This window comes from Shimia ponticola (assembly GCF_007995215.1).
GTDB classification, from domain to species: domain Bacteria; phylum Pseudomonadota; class Alphaproteobacteria; order Rhodobacterales; family Rhodobacteraceae; genus Shimia_B; species Shimia_B ponticola.
Map to the genome: position 1 here is coordinate 77,450 of NZ_VCDK01000006.1, position 21,316 is coordinate 98,765.

Annotated in this window: 25 protein-coding genes; 7 read left to right on the plus strand and 18 right to left on the minus strand. The window is 60.8% G+C overall.

Translation table 11 applies throughout. The features are described 5' to 3' along the window. Window positions 1–13 precede the first annotated feature (13 nt). Window positions 14–1,033 (plus strand): hypothetical protein, encoded by a 1,020-nt coding sequence (locus FE702_RS13895; protein ID WP_147126931.1) that lies wholly within the window; start codon window positions 14–16, stop codon window positions 1,031–1,033. On the opposite strand, the gene FE702_RS13900 is transcribed toward FE702_RS13895, so the two are convergent. Genes FE702_RS13900 through FE702_RS13925 form a run of 6 tightly spaced genes read right to left on the minus strand, consistent with a single transcriptional unit; the run spans window position 1,026 to window position 5,979 of the window. After that, on the minus strand, window positions 1,026–1,637 hold the full coding sequence (locus FE702_RS13900; protein WP_147126932.1) for a GNAT family N-acetyltransferase: 612 nt from the start codon (window positions 1,635–1,637) through the stop codon (window positions 1,026–1,028). The genes FE702_RS13895 and FE702_RS13900 overlap by 8 nt on opposite strands. Continuing rightward, window positions 1,634–3,697, minus strand: a complete 2,064-nt coding sequence (locus FE702_RS13905; protein WP_186827095.1) for a molybdopterin-binding protein — start codon at window positions 3,695–3,697, stop codon at window positions 1,634–1,636. Before FE702_RS13905 ends, FE702_RS13900 begins: the two co-directional genes overlap by 4 nt. 17 nt (window positions 3,698–3,714) lie before the next feature. Continuing rightward, complete coding sequence (gene mobB, locus FE702_RS13910; protein WP_147126934.1) at window positions 3,715–4,206, minus strand: molybdopterin-guanine dinucleotide biosynthesis protein B; 492 nt, start codon at window positions 4,204–4,206, stop codon at window positions 3,715–3,717. Further along, window positions 4,203–4,811 (minus strand): molybdenum cofactor guanylyltransferase MobA, encoded by a 609-nt coding sequence (mobA, locus tag FE702_RS13915; RefSeq protein ID WP_147126935.1) that lies wholly within the window; start codon window positions 4,809–4,811, stop codon window positions 4,203–4,205. The genes mobB and mobA overlap by 4 nt, the downstream gene beginning before the upstream one ends. Further along, on the minus strand, window positions 4,808–5,149 hold the full coding sequence (locus FE702_RS13920; RefSeq protein WP_147126936.1) for a hypothetical protein: 342 nt from the start codon (window positions 5,147–5,149) through the stop codon (window positions 4,808–4,810). Before FE702_RS13920 ends, mobA begins: the two co-directional genes overlap by 4 nt. Further along, entirely contained in the window at window positions 5,146–5,979 is an 834-nt protein-coding gene (locus FE702_RS13925) for a formate dehydrogenase accessory sulfurtransferase FdhD (protein WP_147126937.1), read from the minus strand. The genes FE702_RS13920 and FE702_RS13925 overlap by 4 nt, the downstream gene beginning before the upstream one ends. Before the next feature lie 105 nt (window positions 5,980–6,084). Between FE702_RS13925 and FE702_RS13930 the strand changes: the two genes are divergently transcribed. Next, window positions 6,085–6,795 (plus strand): AzlC family ABC transporter permease, encoded by a 711-nt coding sequence (locus FE702_RS13930; RefSeq protein ID WP_147126938.1) that lies wholly within the window; start codon window positions 6,085–6,087, stop codon window positions 6,793–6,795. Next, on the plus strand, window positions 6,788–7,111 hold the full coding sequence (locus tag FE702_RS13935; RefSeq protein WP_147126939.1) for an AzlD domain-containing protein: 324 nt from the start codon (window positions 6,788–6,790) through the stop codon (window positions 7,109–7,111). The genes FE702_RS13930 and FE702_RS13935 overlap by 8 nt, the downstream gene beginning before the upstream one ends. Here FE702_RS13935 and FE702_RS13940 read toward each other — a convergent pair. The 3 genes from FE702_RS13940 to FE702_RS13950 form a co-directional block, all read right to left on the minus strand. Next, window positions 7,108–7,647 (minus strand): hypothetical protein, encoded by a 540-nt coding sequence (locus FE702_RS13940; RefSeq protein WP_255449694.1) that lies wholly within the window; start codon window positions 7,645–7,647, stop codon window positions 7,108–7,110. The two genes, FE702_RS13935 and FE702_RS13940, sit on opposite strands and share 4 nt — an antisense overlap. A gap of 71 nt (window positions 7,648–7,718) precedes the next feature. Further along, window positions 7,719–7,859: an aa3-type cytochrome c oxidase subunit IV gene (locus tag FE702_RS13945; RefSeq protein ID WP_147126940.1), complete on the minus strand. Its 141-nt coding sequence runs from the start codon at window positions 7,857–7,859 to the stop codon at window positions 7,719–7,721. A gap of 90 nt (window positions 7,860–7,949) precedes the next feature. After that, entirely contained in the window at window positions 7,950–8,411 is a 462-nt protein-coding gene (locus tag FE702_RS13950; RefSeq protein ID WP_147126941.1) for a DUF6173 family protein, read from the minus strand. 81 nt (window positions 8,412–8,492) lie between these two features. On the opposite strand from FE702_RS13950, the gene FE702_RS13955 reads away from it, so the two are divergent. Beyond that, entirely contained in the window at window positions 8,493–8,894 is a 402-nt protein-coding gene (locus tag FE702_RS13955; RefSeq protein ID WP_147126942.1) for an ACT domain-containing protein, read from the plus strand. Here FE702_RS13955 and FE702_RS13960 read toward each other — a convergent pair. Genes FE702_RS13960 through FE702_RS13970 form a run of 3 tightly spaced genes read right to left on the minus strand, consistent with a single transcriptional unit; the run spans window position 8,885 to window position 12,056 of the window. Then, complete coding sequence (locus FE702_RS13960; protein ID WP_147126943.1) at window positions 8,885–9,931, minus strand: MBL fold metallo-hydrolase; 1,047 nt, start codon at window positions 9,929–9,931, stop codon at window positions 8,885–8,887. The genes FE702_RS13955 and FE702_RS13960 overlap by 10 nt on opposite strands. After that, window positions 9,928–10,347, minus strand: a complete 420-nt coding sequence (locus tag FE702_RS13965; RefSeq protein ID WP_147126944.1) for a hypothetical protein — start codon at window positions 10,345–10,347, stop codon at window positions 9,928–9,930. Before FE702_RS13965 ends, FE702_RS13960 begins: the two co-directional genes overlap by 4 nt. After that, complete coding sequence (locus FE702_RS13970) at window positions 10,344–12,056, minus strand: acyl-CoA dehydrogenase family protein (protein ID WP_147126945.1); 1,713 nt, start codon at window positions 12,054–12,056, stop codon at window positions 10,344–10,346. The genes FE702_RS13965 and FE702_RS13970 overlap by 4 nt, the downstream gene beginning before the upstream one ends. A 97-nt stretch (window positions 12,057–12,153) precedes the next feature. Between FE702_RS13970 and FE702_RS13975 the strand changes: the two genes are divergently transcribed. Then, complete coding sequence (locus tag FE702_RS13975) at window positions 12,154–13,113, plus strand: L-threonylcarbamoyladenylate synthase (protein WP_147126946.1); 960 nt, start codon at window positions 12,154–12,156, stop codon at window positions 13,111–13,113. A gap of 12 nt (window positions 13,114–13,125) precedes the next feature. On the opposite strand, the gene FE702_RS13980 is transcribed toward FE702_RS13975, so the two are convergent. After that, a complete protein-coding gene (locus FE702_RS13980) occupies window positions 13,126–13,701 on the minus strand; it encodes a YqgE/AlgH family protein (RefSeq protein WP_147126947.1) in 576 nt (191 codons plus the stop codon). A gap of 146 nt (window positions 13,702–13,847) precedes the next feature. Here FE702_RS13980 and FE702_RS13985 point away from each other — a divergent pair, with 146 nt between their 5' ends. Continuing rightward, window positions 13,848–14,666, plus strand: coding sequence for a protein-disulfide reductase DsbD domain-containing protein (locus FE702_RS13985; protein ID WP_147127447.1), 819 nt, complete (start codon window positions 13,848–13,850; stop codon window positions 14,664–14,666). Window positions 14,667–14,669: 3 nt separating this feature from the next. On the opposite strand, the gene FE702_RS13990 is transcribed toward FE702_RS13985, so the two are convergent. The 4 genes from FE702_RS13990 to FE702_RS14005 are packed head-to-tail and all read right to left on the minus strand — an operon-like array spanning window position 14,670 to window position 17,581. After that, on the minus strand, window positions 14,670–15,293 hold the full coding sequence (locus FE702_RS13990) for a pyridoxamine 5'-phosphate oxidase family protein (protein ID WP_186827096.1): 624 nt from the start codon (window positions 15,291–15,293) through the stop codon (window positions 14,670–14,672). Continuing rightward, window positions 15,283–16,002, minus strand: coding sequence for a lysophospholipid acyltransferase family protein (locus FE702_RS13995; protein WP_147126948.1), 720 nt, complete (start codon window positions 16,000–16,002; stop codon window positions 15,283–15,285). Before FE702_RS13995 ends, FE702_RS13990 begins: the two co-directional genes overlap by 11 nt. Next, complete coding sequence (locus tag FE702_RS14000; protein WP_147126949.1) at window positions 16,002–16,907, minus strand: cell division protein FtsX; 906 nt, start codon at window positions 16,905–16,907, stop codon at window positions 16,002–16,004. Before FE702_RS14000 ends, FE702_RS13995 begins: the two co-directional genes overlap by 1 nt. Further along, entirely contained in the window at window positions 16,904–17,581 is a 678-nt protein-coding gene (locus tag FE702_RS14005; RefSeq protein ID WP_147126950.1) for a cell division ATP-binding protein FtsE, read from the minus strand. Before FE702_RS14005 ends, FE702_RS14000 begins: the two co-directional genes overlap by 4 nt. Before the next feature lie 211 nt (window positions 17,582–17,792). On the opposite strand from FE702_RS14005, the gene FE702_RS14010 reads away from it, so the two are divergent. Beyond that, window positions 17,793–18,698 (plus strand): zinc-ribbon domain-containing protein, encoded by a 906-nt coding sequence (locus FE702_RS14010; protein ID WP_147126951.1) that lies wholly within the window; start codon window positions 17,793–17,795, stop codon window positions 18,696–18,698. Here FE702_RS14010 and FE702_RS14015 read toward each other — a convergent pair. Next, on the minus strand, window positions 18,695–21,304 hold the full coding sequence (locus tag FE702_RS14015) for a TIGR02302 family protein (RefSeq protein WP_147126952.1): 2,610 nt from the start codon (window positions 21,302–21,304) through the stop codon (window positions 18,695–18,697). The two genes, FE702_RS14010 and FE702_RS14015, sit on opposite strands and share 4 nt — an antisense overlap. Between the last annotated feature and the right edge of the window lie 12 nt (window positions 21,305–21,316).

Consider the following 21,316-nt stretch of genomic DNA (forward strand, 5'->3'; position numbering starts at 1 on the left):
CCGGAACCGCGAAATGGCCAAGAAGCCCGATAACCAGACCAATCTAGGCGTCTATGACACGCCAAAGAATCAGGGCATGTCCGCAATCGAAGTGATCGCGATTGCGCTCTCTGCGCTGTGGTTGCTTGGGTCTGCCGTATTCTTCCTTGGGATGGGCGGGACATCGGTATTCGAGGCAGAAAACCGCGACACGCTCCAATTTGTCATGACTTTGCTGGCCGTGTTCCTTCCGGTGGCTGTCATCTGGGTTGCGGCTTCGGCGGCACGGTCGGCGCGGATCGTGCGCGAAGAAAGCCGTCGTTTGCAGGCAGCGATTGATGCGATGCGCCAGACCTATGTTGCCGACCGGCAGGCCCACGGGATCGCAAAGCAGCCCGAAGTCGAAAAGAAACTCGATGAAATCGCACAGGCCGCCAAGCAGACCGAGACCGCCGTTGCCACCTTTGCGTCGTCTCGCGAAAAGGCTGGGGCGGCCCCGGCGCGGGCTGCGGAGAGCAAGCCATCGGTCGATATGGATCAACCCGCTTTGCAGTTGGGGACCCCGCCAGAGGATCTCGAGCCGCCCGTTGACCGCGCAGATTTCATTCGGGCGTTGAATTTCCCCGAAACGGCAGAAGATCAGGAAGGGTTCACCGCGCTGCGGCGCGCGCTGAAGGATCGCAAGGCCGCAGGCCTGATCCAAGCCAGCCAAGATGTTCTGACGCTTCTGAGCCAAGACGGCATTTACATGGACGACCTGCGCCCTGATCGCGCGAAACCGGACATCTGGCGCCGTTTTGCACAAGGCGAGCGTGGGGCGGCAGTGGCTGTTCTCGGCGGTATCCGGGATCGCTCAGCGCTTGCCCTCGCAGCGGGACGGATGCGGTCGGACGCGATTTTTCGTGATGCGGTGCACCACTTCCTGCGGAAGTTTGACACGATGCTAAGCGAGTTCGAGCAGGATGCGACTGATGAGGATATCTCGGAACTCAGCAACACCCGCACCGCGCGGGCGTTCATGCTGATGGGGCGTGTCACCGGGATGTTCAGCTAACGCGCTGATCACCTGCAGGCGTCACAGGTCGCAACATGGTCGTGGCTGTCTTGAACCCCATGAGAGGTGCGAGGAAACCGGTTGAAACGGTGCCTGCGGGCGCAAAGCCACGCCTTTCGTAAAGCGCCCGAGCCCTCGGATTGGTGTCGATCACATCAAGGCGGACATCTTGATAGCCGTTCATTTCTGCCGTCCAGATGATCGCCTTGAGCAATTCGGTGCCGACACCTTGGCCGCGTGCGCTGTGTTTGACGAAAATCCCGTCCATCAAGAGCGTACCCGGCGCGACAGGACGTTCAAATTGTTCGAGAAGTATTCCGCGCCAAAGCCCGCCGATCCGCCCGTAGATTGCGTTCAGATCCTTCAGATCGCCGGTCAGGAACCCGCCTTTTTCGGTCTTGATTCCCGCCACACCCAGCAGGCTGCCATCCGGCGCGCAGGCGCTGAAGGCAAAGTTCCGGCTCAGGTTGGGGGCGATGAACCTGAGGGCCTTTTCTCGGGGACCCAGCGGCGTCATCAGTTTACCCTCGAAGGCCTGCCAGAAAAGCTCTGAGGCTTCGGCGCGGTGGGCCTCTGCAAAACCGGGTATCACTTTGATGGTCATAGGCCAAAGCCCGCGAAGGGCATGTAGGTCACGGGCGTGCCCGGTTCGATCACGGCAGCACCGTCTGGCAATTCAACGAGGCCATCGGCCCACGAGAGACCGGAGACGCGGCCTGATCCCTCGGACCCGAACACTTCTGAGCAGCCGTTTGTCAGGCGCGCGCGCAGATATTCGCGGCGACCGGGTTTCTTGTTCTTTGAAAAAGCCGCCGGGACGGTGAGCTTGATCGGCTCTGACCAGCCTGCTCCGGCGAGTGCCGACAGCGCTGGGCGCGCGAAGATGAGCGTGCAGACGAAGGCGGCGACAGGATTTCCGGGCAGGCCAAAAACGGGCGCGCCGTTCCACACAGCCAAGGCCAATGGGCGCCCCGGTTTCACGGCAATCCGCCAAAGCGCCATGGAACCAGTGCCGCGCAGCAGGGCCGACACGTGGTCCTCGTCACCAGCCGACGCGCCGCCGGATGTCAGGATGACGTCGGCCTGTGAGGCACCTTGGTTGAGTTTGTTTTCGACGTCGCCTCGGTCGTCGCGGGCGATGCCCAGATCGACGACCTCATAGCCCCATTTGCGGATCACCTCGGCAAGCATGGGGCGGTTTGCGTCTGCAATCTGGCCCGGGGCAAGCGGCGCTCCAGGGGGCTGAACCTCGTCACCAGTGGACAGGATGCCAACGCGGAGCGGGCGGTGGACAGTGACGTCTTTGATCGCCGTGCTGGACAGCAGCGCGAGGTCAGGCGCCGTCAGGCGGCGACCGGCGGGCAGGGTGATGTCGCCTGCCACCACATCCTCGCCCGCCTTGCGGGTGTTCGCGCCCGGTTTGAGCGGACCTTCGACGGTGATCTCTGTCTCCGTAGCGCGCACGTCTTCCTCAAGCACAACGGTGTCGACGCCATCTGGGAGCGGAGCACCGGTCAGGATGCGGAGGGCTTGTCCCTGTGGCAGTGTGCCGGTCCATGGGACGCCAGCGGCGGCGCGGCCAGCGGCGAGCGGGATGTGATGCAGGCCGGGTGTCAGGCCACCTGCAAAGCCGTAGCCGTCAACAGCGGAGTTGGCGTGAGGCGGGTGGGAGCCTGCGGCAATCGCATCTTTTGCGAGGATGCGTCCCCCGGCAGCGTGGGCTGGAATGGTTTCGGTTCCGGTGACTGGGGTCAGGCGGTCGCGGAGCATATCCATCGCCTCATCGACCGGCGTCCAGTGAGTGCCGGGAGGAAGAGCGAAACAGTCGTTACGCAGGCGACCTTGTCGTGCTGCCGCGGCGAGCTTTTGCTCGTGGCCAAGGCCGAAAATCCAGCCTTCTTTCGGGGCGTGGACGTCCAGCATTTGCTCCAATTCGGTCGGAGAAAGGCGAGAGACCGCGGCAGCAAGGGTGCGGACTTGGGCCGCATCCTTGATTTCGTCTGGCTGCTGGTTCGCGGCAACTTCGGCTGCGATGAGCGAGGGCCAGATTTCGATGAAAGCGATGGGCCGGTCGAGAGGTTCGAACGGCCAGACTGCAATCTGGTCCGGGAACATCGCACGCAAGGATTGAAGAATCGGCAAACCCATCAGGACCTGAGACCCAACTGCACCTGCACCGCCCATCTGCCAGCAGGTGAAAGCGCCCTTGGCGAGGGTTTCAGCCTTGCGCAGCTCGGTGACAGGCAGCGTCGGAGGTTTCTTGCGCGATAACCCGTCAATTTCGCGCTTGATCCCGTTGAACCAGAATGGGCCATCACCGGGCAAAAGCGCGTTCATCTGCGCGGCAAGGTCAAAACGGTTTTTGCCATCCTTCAGGTCACCCGCACGGTCGGTGATCCATTGCCAAAGCGCAAAGGGATCGTCAGACCCGGTGATGTGGCGCGCGAACCCCTGCGGGTAGCCGAAGGGAAAATCGAAGCCAATCATCAGACGTTCACCGGCGTCGAGCGTCTTCTGGATTTCCTCGGCCAATCTGTCGCGCGCGATCAGGCGGTTGCGGACGTATTCGGGGGCGTCCGCATGGCCGCCTGCGGCACGAGCCATCCAGATGGCATCCTTCTTTGGCGTCGGCCCCGTGTCGCCGCCACCAGTCCAGTCGACCATGAGGACGGCGTCGAAGGTCAAAGGCCCACCTCGGCCAAAATGAAATCCGCAATCGACGACGTGTCATTCAGGTTGAATTTCTGACGGTCGGTCTCAATGTCCGTGTCGCTGGCCACCGCCTTGATCGTATCATCGCCGGGGGCGATCAGCGGGTTCTTTGTCTCGGCGCGCCATGCCTCGACCTTGGGATGGCGGTCGCGTTTCCACCCTTCGATCAAAACAAGGTCCACAGGCGCGAGCTTGGCGAGCAAGTCCGACAGTGGTGGCTCCTCTTCCTCGCGCAACTCGGTCATCAGCGCCCAGCGTTTGGACGAGGCCAAGAGAACCTGATGCGCGCCTGCGTCGCGGTGGCGGAAGCTGTCCTTGCCGGGCTGGTCGACATCGAATTGATGGTGTGCGTGTTTGAGGGTTGAGACGGTGAACCCGCGACCCGTGATCTCGGCCACCAGCCGCTCCATCAATCCGGTTTTGCCTGCGTTTTTCCAGCCAGTGATACCGTAGACCTTCATCGCAAAAGCTCCTGCGCGCGGATCAGGTCGTCCGGCGTGTTGACGTTGAAAAAGGGATCGAAAGGGGAGGCCGGGAATTCGGCCATGGCGGTGCCATGGCGGTCGGTCCATGCGACAACCTTGCGGGTACCATCGGCGAGCGCCTGTCGCAGATCGTCGGCGAGGTTGGTGGGCCAGAGGCCAAATGTGGGATGCCGGGCCATGCCGCGCTCGGGATCGGGAGTGGCTGCAAGAGCGATGGCGCTGTCTGGCGTTAGAGATGCCTTCAGCCGCGCGACCAGATCGGTCGGAAAGAATGGAGTGTCTGCGGCGACGGTCACGATGTGATCAGCCCCCTGCGCCGCGCCCCAGACCATGCCAGCCAGAACGCCTGCCAAGGGTCCAGCAAAGTCGGTTGTTTCGTCAGCGATGACAGGCAGCCCGTAATTTGCGAAACGGTTTGCATCGCCATTGGCGTTCAGAGCCATGGTTCTGACCTGTGGTCCCAAGCGATCAATGACGTGCTGCAAAAGCGGTTTATCCCCAAGATCAAGCAGCCCTTTGTCACCGCCGCCCATGCGCCGTGACAGGCCACCAGCAAGTATAACGCCGACAGGTGCAGTCATGAGGCCACCGTTGCGGGTTTGCTGAGCGCGATGGCTGACAACAGACACAGCGTTGCGATCATGGCCGTGAGCCAGCCAAATGCCGCTGCGAGGATCAAAATCATCAAGGCGGCCTGCAAGGCGCAGAGGCTGCGGAAACGCAAAACCGCGGCCCGCAAATGAGGTGTGCCGCCTTCGACACCGCGCGCCATGATCCGCCAAGACAAAGCTTGGTCGCCTGCATCCAGATTGCCGATCTCGCTCACGCGTTGCCACGCGACAATCGCGGCAATGAACAGCGCAAGCAGCCCAAGGAAGGCGAGCACCAGCAACAGCACAATGGCGTGGATCGAGGTCATGTGTCCGCGTCCCAGATCAACCGCTCTGCGCCAGACAGGCATTCAAACCGTTTTCCCCGTAACCGGCCAATGACCGTGAGGCCAACATCGCGGGCAATCTCGACACCCCAAGCGGTGAAGCCGGAGCGTGACACCAAAACCGGGATGCCCATGATTGCGCATTTGATGACCATTTCCGAAGTCAGTCGGCCGGTCGTATAGAGGATCTTGTCTGCGCCGTTTACGCCTTCGGCGCGCATCCATCCGGCGACCTTATCGACGGCGTTGTGGCGTCCGACATCCTCCATGTACACCAAGGGCTGGTCGCGGCCACAGAGGACCGTACCGTGGATCGCCCCTGCCGACAGATAAAGGCTCGGCGTGCGGTTGATGCGTTCGGCTAAGGTGTAGAGCCATGAAGTGTGGACCACAGCCTGCGGTAGCGTCAGCCCTTCTAGCCCCGCCATCATGTCTCCGAACACCGTACCAACCGCGCAGCCAGAAGTGCGGGTTTTCCGCTTGAGCTTGTCTTCGTGGTTCGTCTCGACCTCGGTGCGGACGACCACGGTTGCGACTTCTTCGTCATAGTCGACGGCAGTGACCTGATCGTCTGGCGACAGCATGCCCTGATTGCGCAGGAAGCCAAGCGCCAGATACTGCGGATAGTCCCCTATCGTCATGGCGGTCACGATTTCCTGCCGGTTCAGGTATATTGTCAGGGGGCGTTCTTCGACGACTGAAACTTCGCTCGTTTCCCCAAGATGATTGGTAGAGGACACGGTGCGTGCCAGACCCGTTTTGTCAGGGTCCGGTGCGATCACGTAGCCGTCGATGTCGGACCGTGTGGCCATGGTCAGTCATCCTCCCTCCGCCAAGCACTCTGCGGAATTGTACCGATGGCGTTGCCAAGACGCAGGGCCAAAGATACCGCGTTGGCAGGAACTTAGGGATAAGCCATGGCACGTGCCAGCGAGAAAAAGCTGATGAAGCGCGGGATTTTGGACAGCCTGCCATTTCTGGTGGTGCTGATTCCGTTTGCGATGCTGTTTGGCGTGGTCGGGACCGAAGCCGGGCTGAACATCGCGCAGGTGATGGGGTTTTCGGTGGTGGTGATCGCCGGGGCGGCACAGTTCACGGCGCTTCAATTGCTGCAGGAAGGTGCACCCGTTGCCATCGTTTTGCTCACGGCTTTGGCGGTCAACCTGCGTATGGCGATGTATTCGGCGGCTTTGACGCCCCATTTGGGGCAGGCCCCGTTCTGGCAGCGCGGGCTGGTGGCGTATCTGATCGTCGATCAGAATTTTGCCATCGCGGCCACCGCCTATGAGCGGGAAACGCAGTGGTCGCTGGCCGACCGGATGGCCTATTTCATCGGTGTGTCTATACCAGTGGTGCCTGCATGGTACGCATTCACGTTGCTTGGTGTGTTGGTCGGAGCGACCTTGCCAGAATGGCTGGCGTTGGACTTCGCGCTTCCAGTTGCGTTCCTGTCGATTGTCGCGCCCGCGCTGAGGACTCTCGCGCATGTGGCGGCAGCGGCAGTGTCAGTCGTATTGGCGCTGTGCTTTGCGTTTCTTCCCTATTCCATCGGGCTCTTGATTGCCGGTCTGGGCGCGATGATGGCGGGCGCGCAGGTCGAAAAGATAATGGAGCGCGGCAATGGATAACGCGACGATCTGGATCGTGATCCTAGGGCTGGGCCTTGGCAGCTACCTGATCCGGCTGTCTTTTATTGGGCTGATCGGAGATCGACCGATGCCCGAATGGCTGCTGAGGCATCTGCGCTATGCGGCGGTCGGCATTCTGCCGGGGATCGCGGCCCCGCTTGTGGTTTTTCCGGCAGAAACTGGCGGCGCGATCGATCCGGTGCGGCTATGCGCCGGGATCGCGACGATCACGGTCGGCTACCTGAGCAAGAGCACGCTGTGGGCCATCGTTGCCGGTGCCGGGACGTTTGCAACACTGGCGATTGCGGGCCTCTAGAGCGCGAGACCCTTGATGCAGGTGTGTTTGTCTGGATCGTCGTCTTCACGCAGTTCCTGCTCGATTACACCGGGAACCCGAGCCATTTGTTTATGCAAGGCGCCTGGGAACCAGGTCGGGCGGACAAAGCCGCGGAATTCCGGCAGGTCGGCCAGCACAGACGAGATTGAGCGCGTGCAATACGCGTCGGGCTGAGGGCCCATGCCTTGGACACGACGCAGAGCGGTTTCGGCAGATTGAGGCGAGACCTCGACATATTGCAGCGCGGCCCAGAAGGTTGCACGCGCGTGGCAATCAAAGAAGCCCTTGAGCACACGTGGGTTTGCCCCGAAGAGCACGTCATGCCTCTCGGGGATTTTCGAATGCGAAAAGTCGCCTGCGGGGTCGAAGATAACTCGGTGAGATGCGTTGATCACCAGTGCCGAATGCGCGCCGTTGTTTGAGCCTGTGTTGAACATGCTCATGAGCTGTACGTATTTCGGGCCGGGATGTTGATAGAGGACCGCTTGGATCGCGGAACTTGGCGCGTATTTCACCGGCTGAGAGCTGCAAGCCGCGAGGGCCGCAGCAGGCGCGCCAAACAGGACGGCGCGCCGCGAGATCGATTTTAGCCGTTGATCAGGTACAAAAGAACCAGAGCTACCAAACAAATTCCTGTCCCCCACGAGACGGCGCGGATGAATGCGTCGAAGGTCTTTTCCTGAACTTCAATGTTCATTTTGCCGTGTTCATGCTTTTCTTCAGCCATGTCTTTCCCCTGATCTTGAATTGGGTTCTGTTTGGCCTGTTCCTAGAATATCCGCGCGCCCCTGTCATTGGGTCAGTGGGCCGCAGTACGTCACGCCTCTTTACCCAGATCCTCGGCCAGACGAAACCCGATGCGGCGGGCTTCGGCCTGTTCGGTCACCTTTGGCAGCGCGCGCAACATCACATTCAGTTGAGTGACGTGCTGCACAAGCTGGGTTTTCGCCCCGGTCGGGTCGCTGCCGTAAAACGTCACGACGTCAGGGTCGAAATACCCCATGCCTTCGATTCGCATCACACCCATGTCCCCGCCAGCAAACCCCATGGCGACCTCATGGTTGCTATCCAGCTGCTTTTCAAAGTTCTGGATGTAGAGGATCAGCCGCTCATAGGCCCATTCCGCCGGGCTTTTCTGGGCAACCGGCTTTGCGCGTGCCTTTTCCGGAAGGTTCTGGGGATCGACCTTGGGCGCCGAAGGATCAGTGTGCGCCTCTTTCAGGCGCGGCAGGGCTGCGGCTTCGAGGGCTTCTGCGGATGTGTCGATCAACTTGCTCATGGACAAACATTGGCGCGTCCGGTGTGAAAGGAAAAGTCACAACTTGACGAAGCTAGGGGGGAATGTTGTGCCTATCTTGTCATGACCGGCGAATCCGATCTTGGACGCTTGATTGCGTCGATGCAGCCTGTTCTTCGGGACGGCGTTTACGTCTTTGCGCATGTCGAGACGCTCGCAGAGGCGGTCCAATTAGACCCAATGATGACCTTTCGCGAGGATGAGGCTTTGACCGTCATCGCACGGCGCGAGACCGTGGAAGGCGCTGGTTTGCGCTACGAGTTCCCGTCGCGCAGCATCACCCTGAATGTGCATTCCTCGCTGGAGGCTGTTGGATTTCTTGCTGCCATCACCGCACGGCTGGCACAGTTGAAGATGGGCGTGAACCCAGTGTCAGCCTTTTACCACGACCATCTCTTTGTGCCTGAACATCGCGCCGAGGACGCCTTGGCGGCCCTTATCGAAATGTCCGGAAGTCAGGTCTGATAGAGGAACGCGCCACTATCGGTCAGGCTTCGCTGAGCCTCGCCGGTGTGGAACAGGTGCTGGCAATGGGCAAAGGACTCAACAAGCGCGAGGCCATATTCACCTGCGCTGATCTCGCGCTTGAAAATCGGCTGAAAACACTCACCCGCCGTGGCCGGGGTCTTCAGGTGTTTGCGTAATCTGTTCAGAACGCCATGGTGATTGTCGATAAGCTGCCGCATCCGGGTCGGAAGGCCCACAAACGGGAGCTTGTGACCGCCCAAAACCAGCTGGTCTTCCTGGGCCATCGGCAAGAAACGGTTGCAGGCCTCTAGCCATTCACCCACGGGGTCCGCTTCTGGCTCGGTCGGGTAAACGCCAATATTGGGACTGATCGACGGCAGAATCTGATCACCCGCAAGGACGAGGTTGTCATCCATCGACCAGAAGGTCGCGTGTTCCGGGGCGTGGCCGTTGCCGACATGGACGGCCCAACGGCGTCCCCCAAAGCTCAGCGTGTCGCCTTGGCGAATGCGGTGATAGCCCAATGGCATCGGATCGCAGATATCGGCAAAGTTGAAGGGCCTTTCTTGAAGGCGGCCTTCAAGCACATCGGCGGCCATGCCGGCGCGTTTGTAGAAGGTGACGCTTTCGTCCGTGTAGGTGTCCTGCACATCAAGCGTGAGCATCCGCGCGGTCAAGTAAGCGGTGCGCGTTGCCCAAAGCTCGGCCCCGTCGCGCATCAGGCGACCGGCCATGCCGACATGGTCCGGATGGTGGTGGGTCAGGATCACGCGGGTGATGCGCTTGCCACCAAGTGGCCCCTCCATTACCGATTTCAGCGCTGCGATCCCGGCCTTGGTGCGCATGCCGGTGTCGATCAGCGTCCATCCGTCGCCGTCGTCCAGCGCATAGATATTCACATGATCCAGCTTCATCGGAAGCGGGAGGCGAAACCAGAGAACGCCCGGAGCGACCTCAATCGCGTCGCCCTCGGCAGGGGCATCTGGGAATGGGTAGCGTAGTTTGGCGGCTTGAGCGTGGCGATCTTCGGTCATGCGCCCTGCCTAGAGGAACCAAAGAGGGGCTGCACCACCAATTCGCATGGTAGGTTTGTGAAACGATAGTATCCGCCATCTCCCGCCAAGATGACGGAGCGGTTGATCTGTTCCTCTGTGATCCCGGCGCATTTCAACCGAACGAATTCCTTCGCAAAGTCGAAGTCTTCCGTCGGCAGCGGTCGGGCGCTGATATAGGACATGACCTCGACGTCGTGGCGGTCTGGTTTGCCGTCGTCCTGCGAGACCCAGTGGACCGCAACAAGCGCGGTGTATGTGTCTATGTTGGCTCTGACCTGCAGATAGGGCGGTGAGCCATTCCGCCAGAGGCTATCTGGTGGCAGGCTCTTGGACGCACATCCCATCAAGGAGGCGGCAAGCACAAGGCCTGCCGCGCCCCGGTGTCGCCCGATCACGCGGCGAGTTCGTCGGCGCTGAGTTCGTAGATGCCAGCGGCACCCACGCGGGCGTGCGCACACAGGCCCACATGCTCTGGCAGCAGACGCTCGATGTAGAAGCGGGCCAGTTTGGCGCGCGTGGCGTCGCCCGTCATCGCGGCCTTGAGGTGGTAATGCGCGCCCAGAACTCGGGCAAATGCCCGGAGATAAGGGACCGCACCGGCAAAGCGATCATTCAGATCGCCTTGTGCGACCAACCATTCGGTTGTTTCACAAACCGTTTCGCAGGCTGACCATACGGCTTCGGCCAGATCAGGGAATTGACCCTTGGCCTTTTCAGCGTGGTTTTCGATCTCTTCAAAGATCGCGTTTGCGGCCTCGCCGCCATCCATCATCTTACGCGCGACAAGGTCCATGGCCTGAATGCCGTTGGTGCCTTCATAGATCGAAGTGATGCGCACGTCGCGGCTGAATTGGGCGGCGCCGGTTTCTTCGACAAAGCCCATGCCGCCGTGGATTTGCAAGCCTTCGGCGGAGACCGCGATGCCGACATCCGAACCAAAGGCCTTAGCAATCGGGGTCAGCAGAGCGGCGCGCGCCCGATGGGTTGCGTCGCCCGTGGCGGTTGTCAGGTCGATGGCCGATGCACAGGCGGCAGCGATGGCGCGTGCGGCAAAGATATCGGCCTTCATCGACGTCAGCATACGGCGAACATCGGCATGGTCGATGATGGTGCCTTTGCCGCCCTCAAGCTTGGTCGCTCCCTGTTTGCGGTCCATCGCATAAGCAACGGCGTGTTGATACGCGGCCTCGGCGATGCCCACACCCTGAATGCCGACGCCCAGACGCGCGTTGTTCATCATGGTGAACATGGCAGCCATGCCGTTATGTTCTTCGCCCACGAGCCACCCGGTCGCGCCGGAATACTCCATGACGCAGGTTGGCGAGGCGTGGATGCCCAGTTTGTGTTCCAGGCTGACGACGCGCAGATCATTGGCGACGCCAGGATTGCCGTTTTCATCCGGGATGTATTTCGGCACCATGAACAGGCTGATGCCTTTGGGTCCCGGCACCCCATCGGGCAGACGCGCAAGGACAAGGTGGCAGACATTGCCGCCGAAATCGTGATCTCCATAGGTGATGTAGATTTTCTGACCGCTGATGCTGTAGGTGCCGTCGCCATTTGGCTCCGCCTTGGTGCGCAAAGCACCAACATCGGTACCGGCCTGAGGCTCGGTCAGGTTCATGGTGCCAGTCCATTCGCCGGAAGTCAGTTTTGGCAGGTACAGGTCCTTGATCGCGTCAGAGGCGTGATGTTCCAGCGCCTCAATCTGGCCTTGGCTCAGCAGCGGGCAGAGTTGCAGCGAGATGCACGCGCCGGTCATCATGTCGTTGACTGCAGTACACAGCGCCATCGGAAGCCCCATGCCGCCATATTCGGGATCGGCAGAGATGCCGACCCAGCCGCCTTCCGCCAAGGCGCGGAAGCCTTCGGCAAAGCCGGGCGCGGTGCGGACCACACCGTTTTCGAGCCGTGCGGGGTTCAGGTCGCCAACGCGTTGCAGCGGCGCGAGGATGTCGTCGGACAGTTTCCCCGCTTCGGCCAGGATCGCATCGCTGACGTCCTTTTGGGCATCGGCGAACCGTTCCGTCGCGGCGATGTCTGCCATCGGGACGATGTGATCAAAGATGAATTCGTAATCGGACACAGGTGACCGGTAAGGCATTGGATCCTCGCAAAGCACGGGGTTGTATCAGGGATTTCACTTGGTTGGCTTGCACGCTATAGCGAGCCTTTGACCGCACCAACTGAAACGCCACGTCATGACCGACGCGACATCCCAGCGCTACAACACGGCCCGACTGGAGGCAGATGCAGACGGTATATCGCGCGCGGCAGAGATCCTGCTTGCGGGTGAAACGGTCGCTTTTCCAACCGAAACTGTCTATGGGTTGGGGGCGGACGCGACGCAGCCACAGGCCGTCGCGCGAATTTTTGAGGCCAAGAATCGGCCCAGCTTTAATCCCCTGATCGTGCATGTCCCTGATCTGGAGGCTGCAAGCCGATGGGTTGATTTGCCGGATTGGGCGGAGGCGCTGGCAACGGCTTTCTGGCCCGGTGCGTTGACGCTGGCTCTGCCCAAGAAGACGGCGTTGCCTGATATTGTCACCGCCGGTCACGATACGCTGGCTATCCGCATCCCCGCGACACAGGTGGCGCAACAGCTCTTGCGAGCGGTTGGACGGCCAGTTGCTGCGCCGTCCGCAAACCCCTCTGGTCGCGTAAGCCCGACCACAGCCGATCATGTGCTGGACGGGCTGGAGGGTCGCATTGCCGCCGTCCTTGACGATGGCCGCTGCGCGGTTGGCGTGGAAAGCACGATCATCGGTGGACCTGAGCCAACATTGCTTCGGCCCGGTGGAGTTGCCGTGGAAGCCATTGAGCAAGTGCTTGGCAGGTCGATTGCGCGGCAGGCCCGCACGGATGATGCCGCGCCATTGGTGCCGGGGCAGCTGACGTCGCACTATGCGCCGGATGCACCGGTCAGGTTGAACGCGACCAAGGCGCGCCCCGGCGAGATCCTTTTGGGCTTCGGGGCGATTGCGGGAGAAAGAACGCTTTCGGCTTCGGGCGATTTGGTAGAGGCCGCCGCTACGCTTTTTGCTCTGCTGCGTGAGTTAGACGGGGTTGGAAAACCCATCGCCGTCGCGCCGATCCCGTTGGACGGTTTGGGCGCTGCGATTAATGATCGGCTTCAACGGGCGGCTGCACCGCGCGGTTAGGTCCAATACTGCTTAGGCAGTGCCGCCCAAGGCCGACAGCATTAGCGGATCAATCCCAAGTGATTTGATGGCCGCAATCCATTTTCCTTCGGTCGCGTCTTCGCCAAAAATCAGCCCGTCCGAGGCATCACAGGTCAGCCATCCGTTCTGGACGATCTCTGATTCAAGCTGACCGGGCCCCCAGCCTGCATATCCCAGAGCCAAGACAGATGTGCTCGGGCCGCGTCCGTGGGCGATGTCTTCGAGAATATCCAGCGTTGCCGTCATCCCGATGGTGCCTGTCACGTTCAGTGTGGATTCGTTTGAGACGTAATCGTTCGAATGCAGGACAAAGCCGCGCCCATTTTCGACGGGTCCGCCGAACAGGACTCTGATCTCTTTGTTTTGGGGCGGGGCTTGGATATCGAGTTGGGACAACAAATCTTTAAACGCGATATCCTGCGCTGGTTTGTTGACGATCAAACCCATCGCGCCGTCGGAATTATGGGCGCACATATAGACAACTGACCGTTCAAAGCGTGGATCACCCATGCCCGGCATCGCTATGAGCATCTGCCCTGTCAGATTTGTCTGGGTTCCGTCCGCCATAGCTATACCATGGCGTGCTGCTGGTGCGCGCACAACAGCCTTAATGTCACGCGCGGGCAGGAATTCGCCTTTTGATTGTGTGTCAGTTCTTCGCTGGATTGTGACTTTGCATTCGCAGCGCAGTGGTTAAGTAGCTGAGCAAGATGATGCACAAGCTTTGGACCTTTTTGCGCCGTTCGGCGGCCGTGGCATCCACCTGTCTGGTGGCAAGCACTGGTGCTGCCATGTCGCTGGATGAGGTCATAGACGCCAAGGTTTTGACCGGCTGGCGGGCGGATAATGGTGATCACATCGCGGCGCTTCATGTGACGCTTGCACCGGGTTGGAAGACCTATTGGCGCGCGCCGGGTGACGCGGGCATCCCGACGCAGTTCGACTTTTCGGGGTCGCAAAACATGACCGGTCACAGCACCCATTGGCCCGTGCCAAAGGTGTTTTGGCAAAACGGGATGCGCTCTATCGGGTATGAAGGGCAGGTCGTGTTGCCTTTGCGCATAGCGACGGTGGACCCCGCCGCCCCGGTTCAAATAGATGCCAAAGTGTCGATGGGCGTGTGCGAAGAAATTTGCATCCCGGCGCATCTGCAAATCCGGGCGACGTTGCCGGCCACTGACAATACCGATCCGATGATCCGGTCCGCTCTGGCAGATCGCCCGATGACAGAAACCGAAGCCAGCGTAGGCCCGGTCGTGTGCCACATCGAACCGTTGCATGATGGGCTGCGCCTGCATGTTCAAGTGACGATGCCGAAGGTGGGACCCAGTGAGGTTGCCGCAATTGAAACAGCGGATAAGTCGGTCTGGGTCGCAGAGCCGAAAGTGGAACGGGACGGCGCGACGTTGGTTGCTGTTACGGAACTTGTGCCGCCGCAATCGGCCCCGTTTGCACTGGATCGCTCAGGCATCCGCGTGACCGTCTTTGGCCGAAATCAGGCCGTCGACATTCGGGGCTGCACCGCGAATTGACGCTTAGCTCGCGTCTGCATTCCACATGGTTTTTGCCGCCCGTGCCGACCAGTTGGCGTCATAGCTTTTGCCATCCACAGCGCCCGAGGTCTGCGCCCTGAGGATGTCGCCCATACTGGGCAGAGCAAGGTCGCTGTCGTCCCTCGACCACAGACCCGAGCGGATCAAGGCACGTGCGCATTGGCTGTAGATTTCGCCAACAGAGATGCGGATCACCAGCCGGGGCTGTCGGCCTTTGACCTCAAACCGCTGCATCAGGTCGGGATCCTGTGTCAGCGCTGCTGTGCCGTTGACGCGGATAACGTTGGTTTTGCCCGGCACCATGAACATCAAAGACACGCGTGGATCGCGGATGATGTTGCGCAGGGAATCGGCGCGATTGTTGCCACGCCAGTCTGGCATCAAGAGCGTCGTCTCGTCTGCGATTTGCACAACAGGGTGGTCGTCGCCGCGCGGGCTGCCATCGGTGCCTTCGGGGCCGACAGTCGACAGCACGCAAAACCGAGAGGCAGAAATCCAAGCACCGTATTCGGCGGTGACTGTCGATGCCACCTTGTGGAGGGAGTTCGGATCTACGGTGCCGTAAATCACTTCGAGTTGATCAAGTGTGGTGATGTCATGCGTCAAAACCGATTTCCTTCATCAATTCGTTGGATTTGGCTTCGATGCGAGTCTCGATCTCTTGCATGAAGGTTTCCATCGGTTGGCCCGGTTCAATCGGATCCATGAACTCGACAATGGCCAGACCGGGAGTGCGCGGGATTCCTTTGCGTGGCCACAGAACCCCGACATTGGTTGCAACCGGAACGCAAGGTTGACCAAGTTCCTGATAAAGAACGCCAGTTCCGATCTTGTAGGGGGCTTTGACGCCCGGCGCGACGCGGGTGCCCTGGGGATAGATCACGAGCTGCCCCGGGCGCGACCGGCCGGCTTTGACATCGGCCAGCATCTTTTTGATCGCCTCGGTCCGCCGGCCCCGGTTTACTGGAACGCTGCCCAGCCGGTACGCGTATTGGCCGATGAAGGGCGTGTAGAGGAGTTGCTGTTTCATGATGAATTTGGCCTGCGGGAGGGCCTCGAAAATCATGATGATGTCGAGAAAGCTTTGATGTTTGGCGGCGACGAGGACTTCGCCCTCTGGTACCTTGCCGCGCACCTCACAACGAATGCCAATCATCAAGCGAGCCGTCCACATGGCGTAGCGCGCATAGGTACGGCAGGCAAAGGATGCGCCGTTCGGTGTGATCAGTGCATAGGGAAAGAACACGAAGGCCATAATGGCCATCATGATGTAGGACTGCGTCATGTAGAGGACGGAGATTGCGGTGCGGATCATCAGGTCAAGCTCCGAAGCATGCGGCGTGCGGCGGCGTTGGTTGCGCTGAATGCTACTCCTGCCACGAAAAATGGCAAAAGCACAGCCAGCAGCCATCCACCGCCGGTAAAACCGAAATCTGTCAGCAGGCCGTTTCCGGCTGCCCCTGACGGAAGCACGATCATGAAAATCACAGCCAGTGCGGTGCCGATGGCGGATCCTGTCAACGCGCGCAGGGTGAAGCGGCGCACAAAGGCCATGGCGATATAGGCGTCGCGCGCGCCCACCTGTCGCAGCACAAAGATCACTTGCCGGTTCGCCGCGAGGGCCGCATTTGCGGCCAACGTGATGATCGCGGCGGTCGTCAGCGCGATCAACAGAATGGCCATCCACCCGACTAGCCGCAGGCGATTGGCAGAGGCGACAAGCGGGCCTCGCCAACGGGCATGATCGTCGACTTGTGCGCCGGGGGCTTCGGCCTGCAACCGCAGTCTGAGACCATTGATGTCGAGCGACCCGTCGTCTTCAATCACCTCGATCAGTCGCGGGATCGGCAAGGCGTCGATTTGCACGTTGGCGCCGAACCAAGGGGCGAGCAGCGCTTGCTGTTCTTCATCCGTAAAAGCACGCGCCGAGGCGATCCCGGGCGTGGTGTTCAGCACGTTCAGCGCTGCGCTTGTTTGCGCATCCATTTGCTCCGCAGGGGCAGAAATGCGAACGGTGAGCGACTGGGCCAATTCGTCAGACCAGCGGTCTGCAAGACGGCCCATTGACGATGACAAAGCGAGGGAAAAGATGGCCAGAAAGGCCATAACAGCCGCCGCAAAAATCGTCAGTTCGGCTGTATACCCCGTTGGTGGCACGATGCGATCGGCCTGAGCGTCGCCCGCAATGAACCTGGTGATCTGTTTGGGCAACTGCTTCACAGGTCAGCCCCCGCAAGATGCAGCCTGCGTTCCGCAATCCGCAGGACGCGGGCCTGCACCTGCGCCTTGGCGGCGCGGATCAGTGTCAGGTCATGCGTGGCGATCAAAATCGTTTTGCCAAGCCGGTTCAATTCGACAAGCAGTGTCAAAAGCCGCTGCGACATTTCCCAATCCACGTTGCCGGTCGGCTCATCCGCAAGAATGACGGATGGCGACATGATCACCGCCCGGGCCAATGCGGCGCGCTGACGCTCGCCGCCCGATAGCTCTGGCGGGTAGGCATTGGCGTGGTTCGTCAGCCCCACCCATCGCAGAAGGTCATCCAGGTTGGTTTGCGCGGACCCCGTATCGCGGCCCGACACCAAGAGCGGCAGCGAAATGTTCTCAACGAGCCGTAGATGGTCCAGAAACTGCGTATCTTGTGGGACCATGCCGATGGAGCGGCGCGTCAGGGCGATTTGATCACGCGACATGCTGCGCGTGTCGATCCCGCCCAACCGGACGTGACCTGCCGTTGCAATCAGTTCGCCATAGAGCATTTTCAGAAAGGTCGTTTTGCCTGATCCGGAGGGCCCGGTCAGAAAATGGAACGAGCCCGGCTGAATGCTCAGCGAGACATTGCTCAGCAATTCGCCACCGCCGTAACTGTAGGCGACATTTTCCAACTCGATCACGTGACGTGCCCCACCGCTTTGCGGCCAGACAGTGCCGCAACCCCGCCACGGTTTCAATCGGTGCTAGCGGTAAACCGTCAAACAACTTGTTTTTCTGCCGCAAGCATAAGACAACATTAGCCAATCCTTGCCCAAACGGCACAGGAACCCGCAAAAGATCGCCGGGACACACCCGGGGCTGAACAGGACACAGGACAAGAGCGCGAAACCCATGCGGCTGATCTGCCCCAATTGCGATGCGGAATACGAAGTTCCCGACAGCGCGATCCCGCAGGAGGGACGCGATGTACAGTGCTCTAATTGCGGGCATACGTGGTTCTTTGATCCATCTCAGCCCGTTGAACCTGAGCCTCCGGTTGAAGAGGATGATCCTGCGCCCGTCGATGCGCCCGAAGTGTCGGGAGACTACGATGCTGTTGCGCAAGAGGATGAGCCAGCGCCCGTTGCGCCCCGTCGCCCACCGCCGCGCCCAAAACGCACGCCCAACCCTACATTCACACCTCCGTCAGAGGCGCCACCGGACTATCCGGTCGAAGACGCCGAGGCGCGCCCAAAGTCGGACCCAGCGCCGAGCGCCGCCGAGCCGGAGCATAAACCCGCCGCCAAGCGCCGCGAGTTGCAGCCGGAAGTCGCAGAGGTCTTGCGTCAGGAAGCCGAGTTCGAGGCCACCGCGCGTGCGCGAGAGGCAGGGCTTGAGGTTCAGGGTGATCTGGGGCTCGACGCCCCCATCGCGCCACCGCCGCCGGTGGTAGAGGACGTGGCCACAACCGGTGACAAGGCTGCCCGCCGGGACCTGTTGCCCGACATTGATGAGATCAACTCTACACTGCGCGCCGCAGGAGACCGCGATGCGCCCGTGGCAAGCAGCGCAGAGACCGAAGCCGATGCCCAGACGCAACGCAAAGGTTTTCGCTTTGGGTTCGGCCTGACCCTCTTGGTTATGGTCGGTTTGGCCGCGCTTTACGCTTATGCCCCTCAGGTGGCGAACTATCTGCCCGGTATTGAACCGCAGCTTGAGCAATACACACAGGTCGTGAACGATCTGCGCGTGTGGCTTGCTCAGACGGTTGAACGTGGTGTCGCCGCCATTCAGGACCTTACGGAAGGATCGGTTTAGAACCGATCCAGCAGCCGTTCCAGATAGTCGCGTTCCTGCTGGGGGCGGTCCGCTTCGGCAGACCGACGGCGGATTTCATCAAGAAGTTCTTCGGCGCGGCGGCGCACATCTTCACCTTGCAACAGGTCTTCATCGCTGCCAATGCTGCCGTCCGAGGACGGATCGCGACCAAGCGGGTCCCGCTGCTGCGGTGACTGGTTGCCAGCCTGCTGGTTTTGCTGACCTTGGCCTTGCTGTTCCTGTTGCATCGCGTCAGCAAGGTTTTGCATGCCTTCCCGCAGCGCATCCATGGCCTCGGCCTGATCGTCGATCGCTTCTGCGAGTTGGTCATTGCGCAGCGCGTCCTCGGCGTTGTCCATGGCCTCGCCCGCACGATCAAGCGCGTCGCGAGCGGCGTCACCCTCTGGAGTGCCTGCGCCGGGCAAGCCGTCGCGCTGACGCTGCAATTCATTGCGCAGTTGCTGCTGCCGGTCCGCCAATTGCTGAGCTGGGTCGCCTTGTTGGTCGCCGCCTTGCTGCTGGTTCTGGCCCTGTTGCTGGCTGCGGTTGCTGCCTTGGCCGTTGCCTTGGTTTTCGCCTTGCTGTTGACCTTCGCTGTGTTGGTCACCTTGGCCCTGATTTCCGCTGCGGCCTTGGTTTTGCTGGCTCTCACCGGCTTGGGCGTTCGGGTTGAATTGCTCCTGCAGATCGCGGAAGGCTTCGTCGCTTAGCCCTTGCTGCTCGCGCAGCGTTTCAGCGAGGCCTTCCATGGCCTGCTGACCTTCGCTTTGCTGACCTTCGCCGCCTTGCTGGCCCTCGGTGACCTGCATGTTCTCCATCATCTGCTGAAGCTGATCCAAAAGCTCCTGCGCCTCGGCCATGCGTCCCTGTTCCATCAGTTCTTGCAACTGATCGAGCATGTCCTGAAGATCCTGCTGAGACATTTCCTGCATGTTTTCGGGGTTAATCGGTTGCTGCTGATTGTTGGGGTCTTGGCTCTCGGCCAGCTGCTGCATGTAGTCCTGCATCGCCTCGCGCAGTTCCTGCATCAATTCGGCGATTTCCTCTTCGGTCGCGCCGTTTTCGATGGCCTCTTGCAGGCGTTCCTGCGCGCGTTGCAGGCGCTGGGCGGCATCGGCAAGATCGCCTTCTTCCAACTGGATGGCGAGGTCCCAGAGGGCTTTGGAGATTTCAGCCTGCTGTGCGTCGCTGATGCCATAGGGCGCGAGGGTCTCCAGGCGTCGGCGGATTGATTCAAGCTGCAGGCGCGTGGTTTCCGTCCGAAACAGCCCGTCAGCGTTGTAGTTGATCGCGCGCAGGATCATCGCGATGCGGTCTGCATTCTCGCGGTTCCAGAGCAGATCGCGGCGTTGTTCGATCACCGCCTTGGCGACAGGGTCAAAGAACCGTCGACCGGGCAAGAGCATCGGCTTGGCGTTCGAGGAACCTGTCTGGCCAATCGCGTCCTCGACTTCCAGAGTCAGCGACACGGGCAGGTTGGCCCATGGATGCTCGGAGAGGTCCTCTGTCAAAATCTCCGTGAAATCGGACCGGTCGCCGGAGATTGTCATCGGCAATTGCAACTCAAGTGGGCCGCGTGGTTCAGGGTCGATGGACATGCCGTGGCGGCGATCAACATCTTGGATCAAGAGTTCAAAAACACCGGATCCTGCGATAACCGCATAATCATCGGTTGCTGTGAACGTCTCCTCCAGCATGCTGGCCGGGGTAAAAGCGTCTTCGCCGCTGTCCAGAATCGTGGAGAACGCCACGCTCGGGGGCAGGTCAGGAGTGATTGCTATTTGCCATGTCCGACCGCCGGGGCCGTCGACGGCGATTTCACCAGTTCTTGTCACCTCGAAGCTTTGCGTCGATGCGCTCGCGACAGCGACTTCGTCTGACGGGGGACTCACGGTTTCGAACACGGTCAGCGCGCCGACCTCTCCGTAGAGGCGCAGAGTGATCAGAGTTCCGCGCGGGACAGTCAGTGTCGGGTCGGTGATATCAGGCAGGTAAATTGTTGGCAGACCGGTATAGCGCGGTGGCTCTGCCCAGCCTTCCCATGATGGGCCAATCGCCGCCTCGGCGGTGCCTTGGGTTAGGTCGCCCACCTGTCCGACGCGCAAGATCGAGCCAAAAAGCAGACCCACGGCCAGAAGCAGCACAGCGACATAGCGCAGGGCAAAGGGATCAAAGCGTGCCACGCGCAGGCCCGGAGCAACGGGCCGCGCCTGTGCGGCGCGGTGGCGCATGCGTTTGCGGTGCGCTTCCCAAACGGCGTTGGCCGCGTCGTCGTCACCACCAATGGCAAGCGTATCATTCAATGTGCTGATCGGGCGACCGGGCAAGGTTGCGTCCAGACGGTCGCGTGCCTCTTCGCTGCTGGGCCAGGCAAAGCCACGGACGCCACGCCACAACGACCAGACGGCCAATCCGGCGGAGCCGACGATGCCGGCCCACAAACCTTCGACCGGGAGGTTTTCCGGAATGCCGATCAGGATCGCACCAAGGACGGCAAAGACAACACTCCACAGCGGCCAGAAGGCCAATGTCAGCCGTTCAGCCACCATACCCGCCCGCGTCCAGAACAGGGCGCGGCGGGTCTTACCGGGAATGTCATGCATCATGCAGGATCGCTC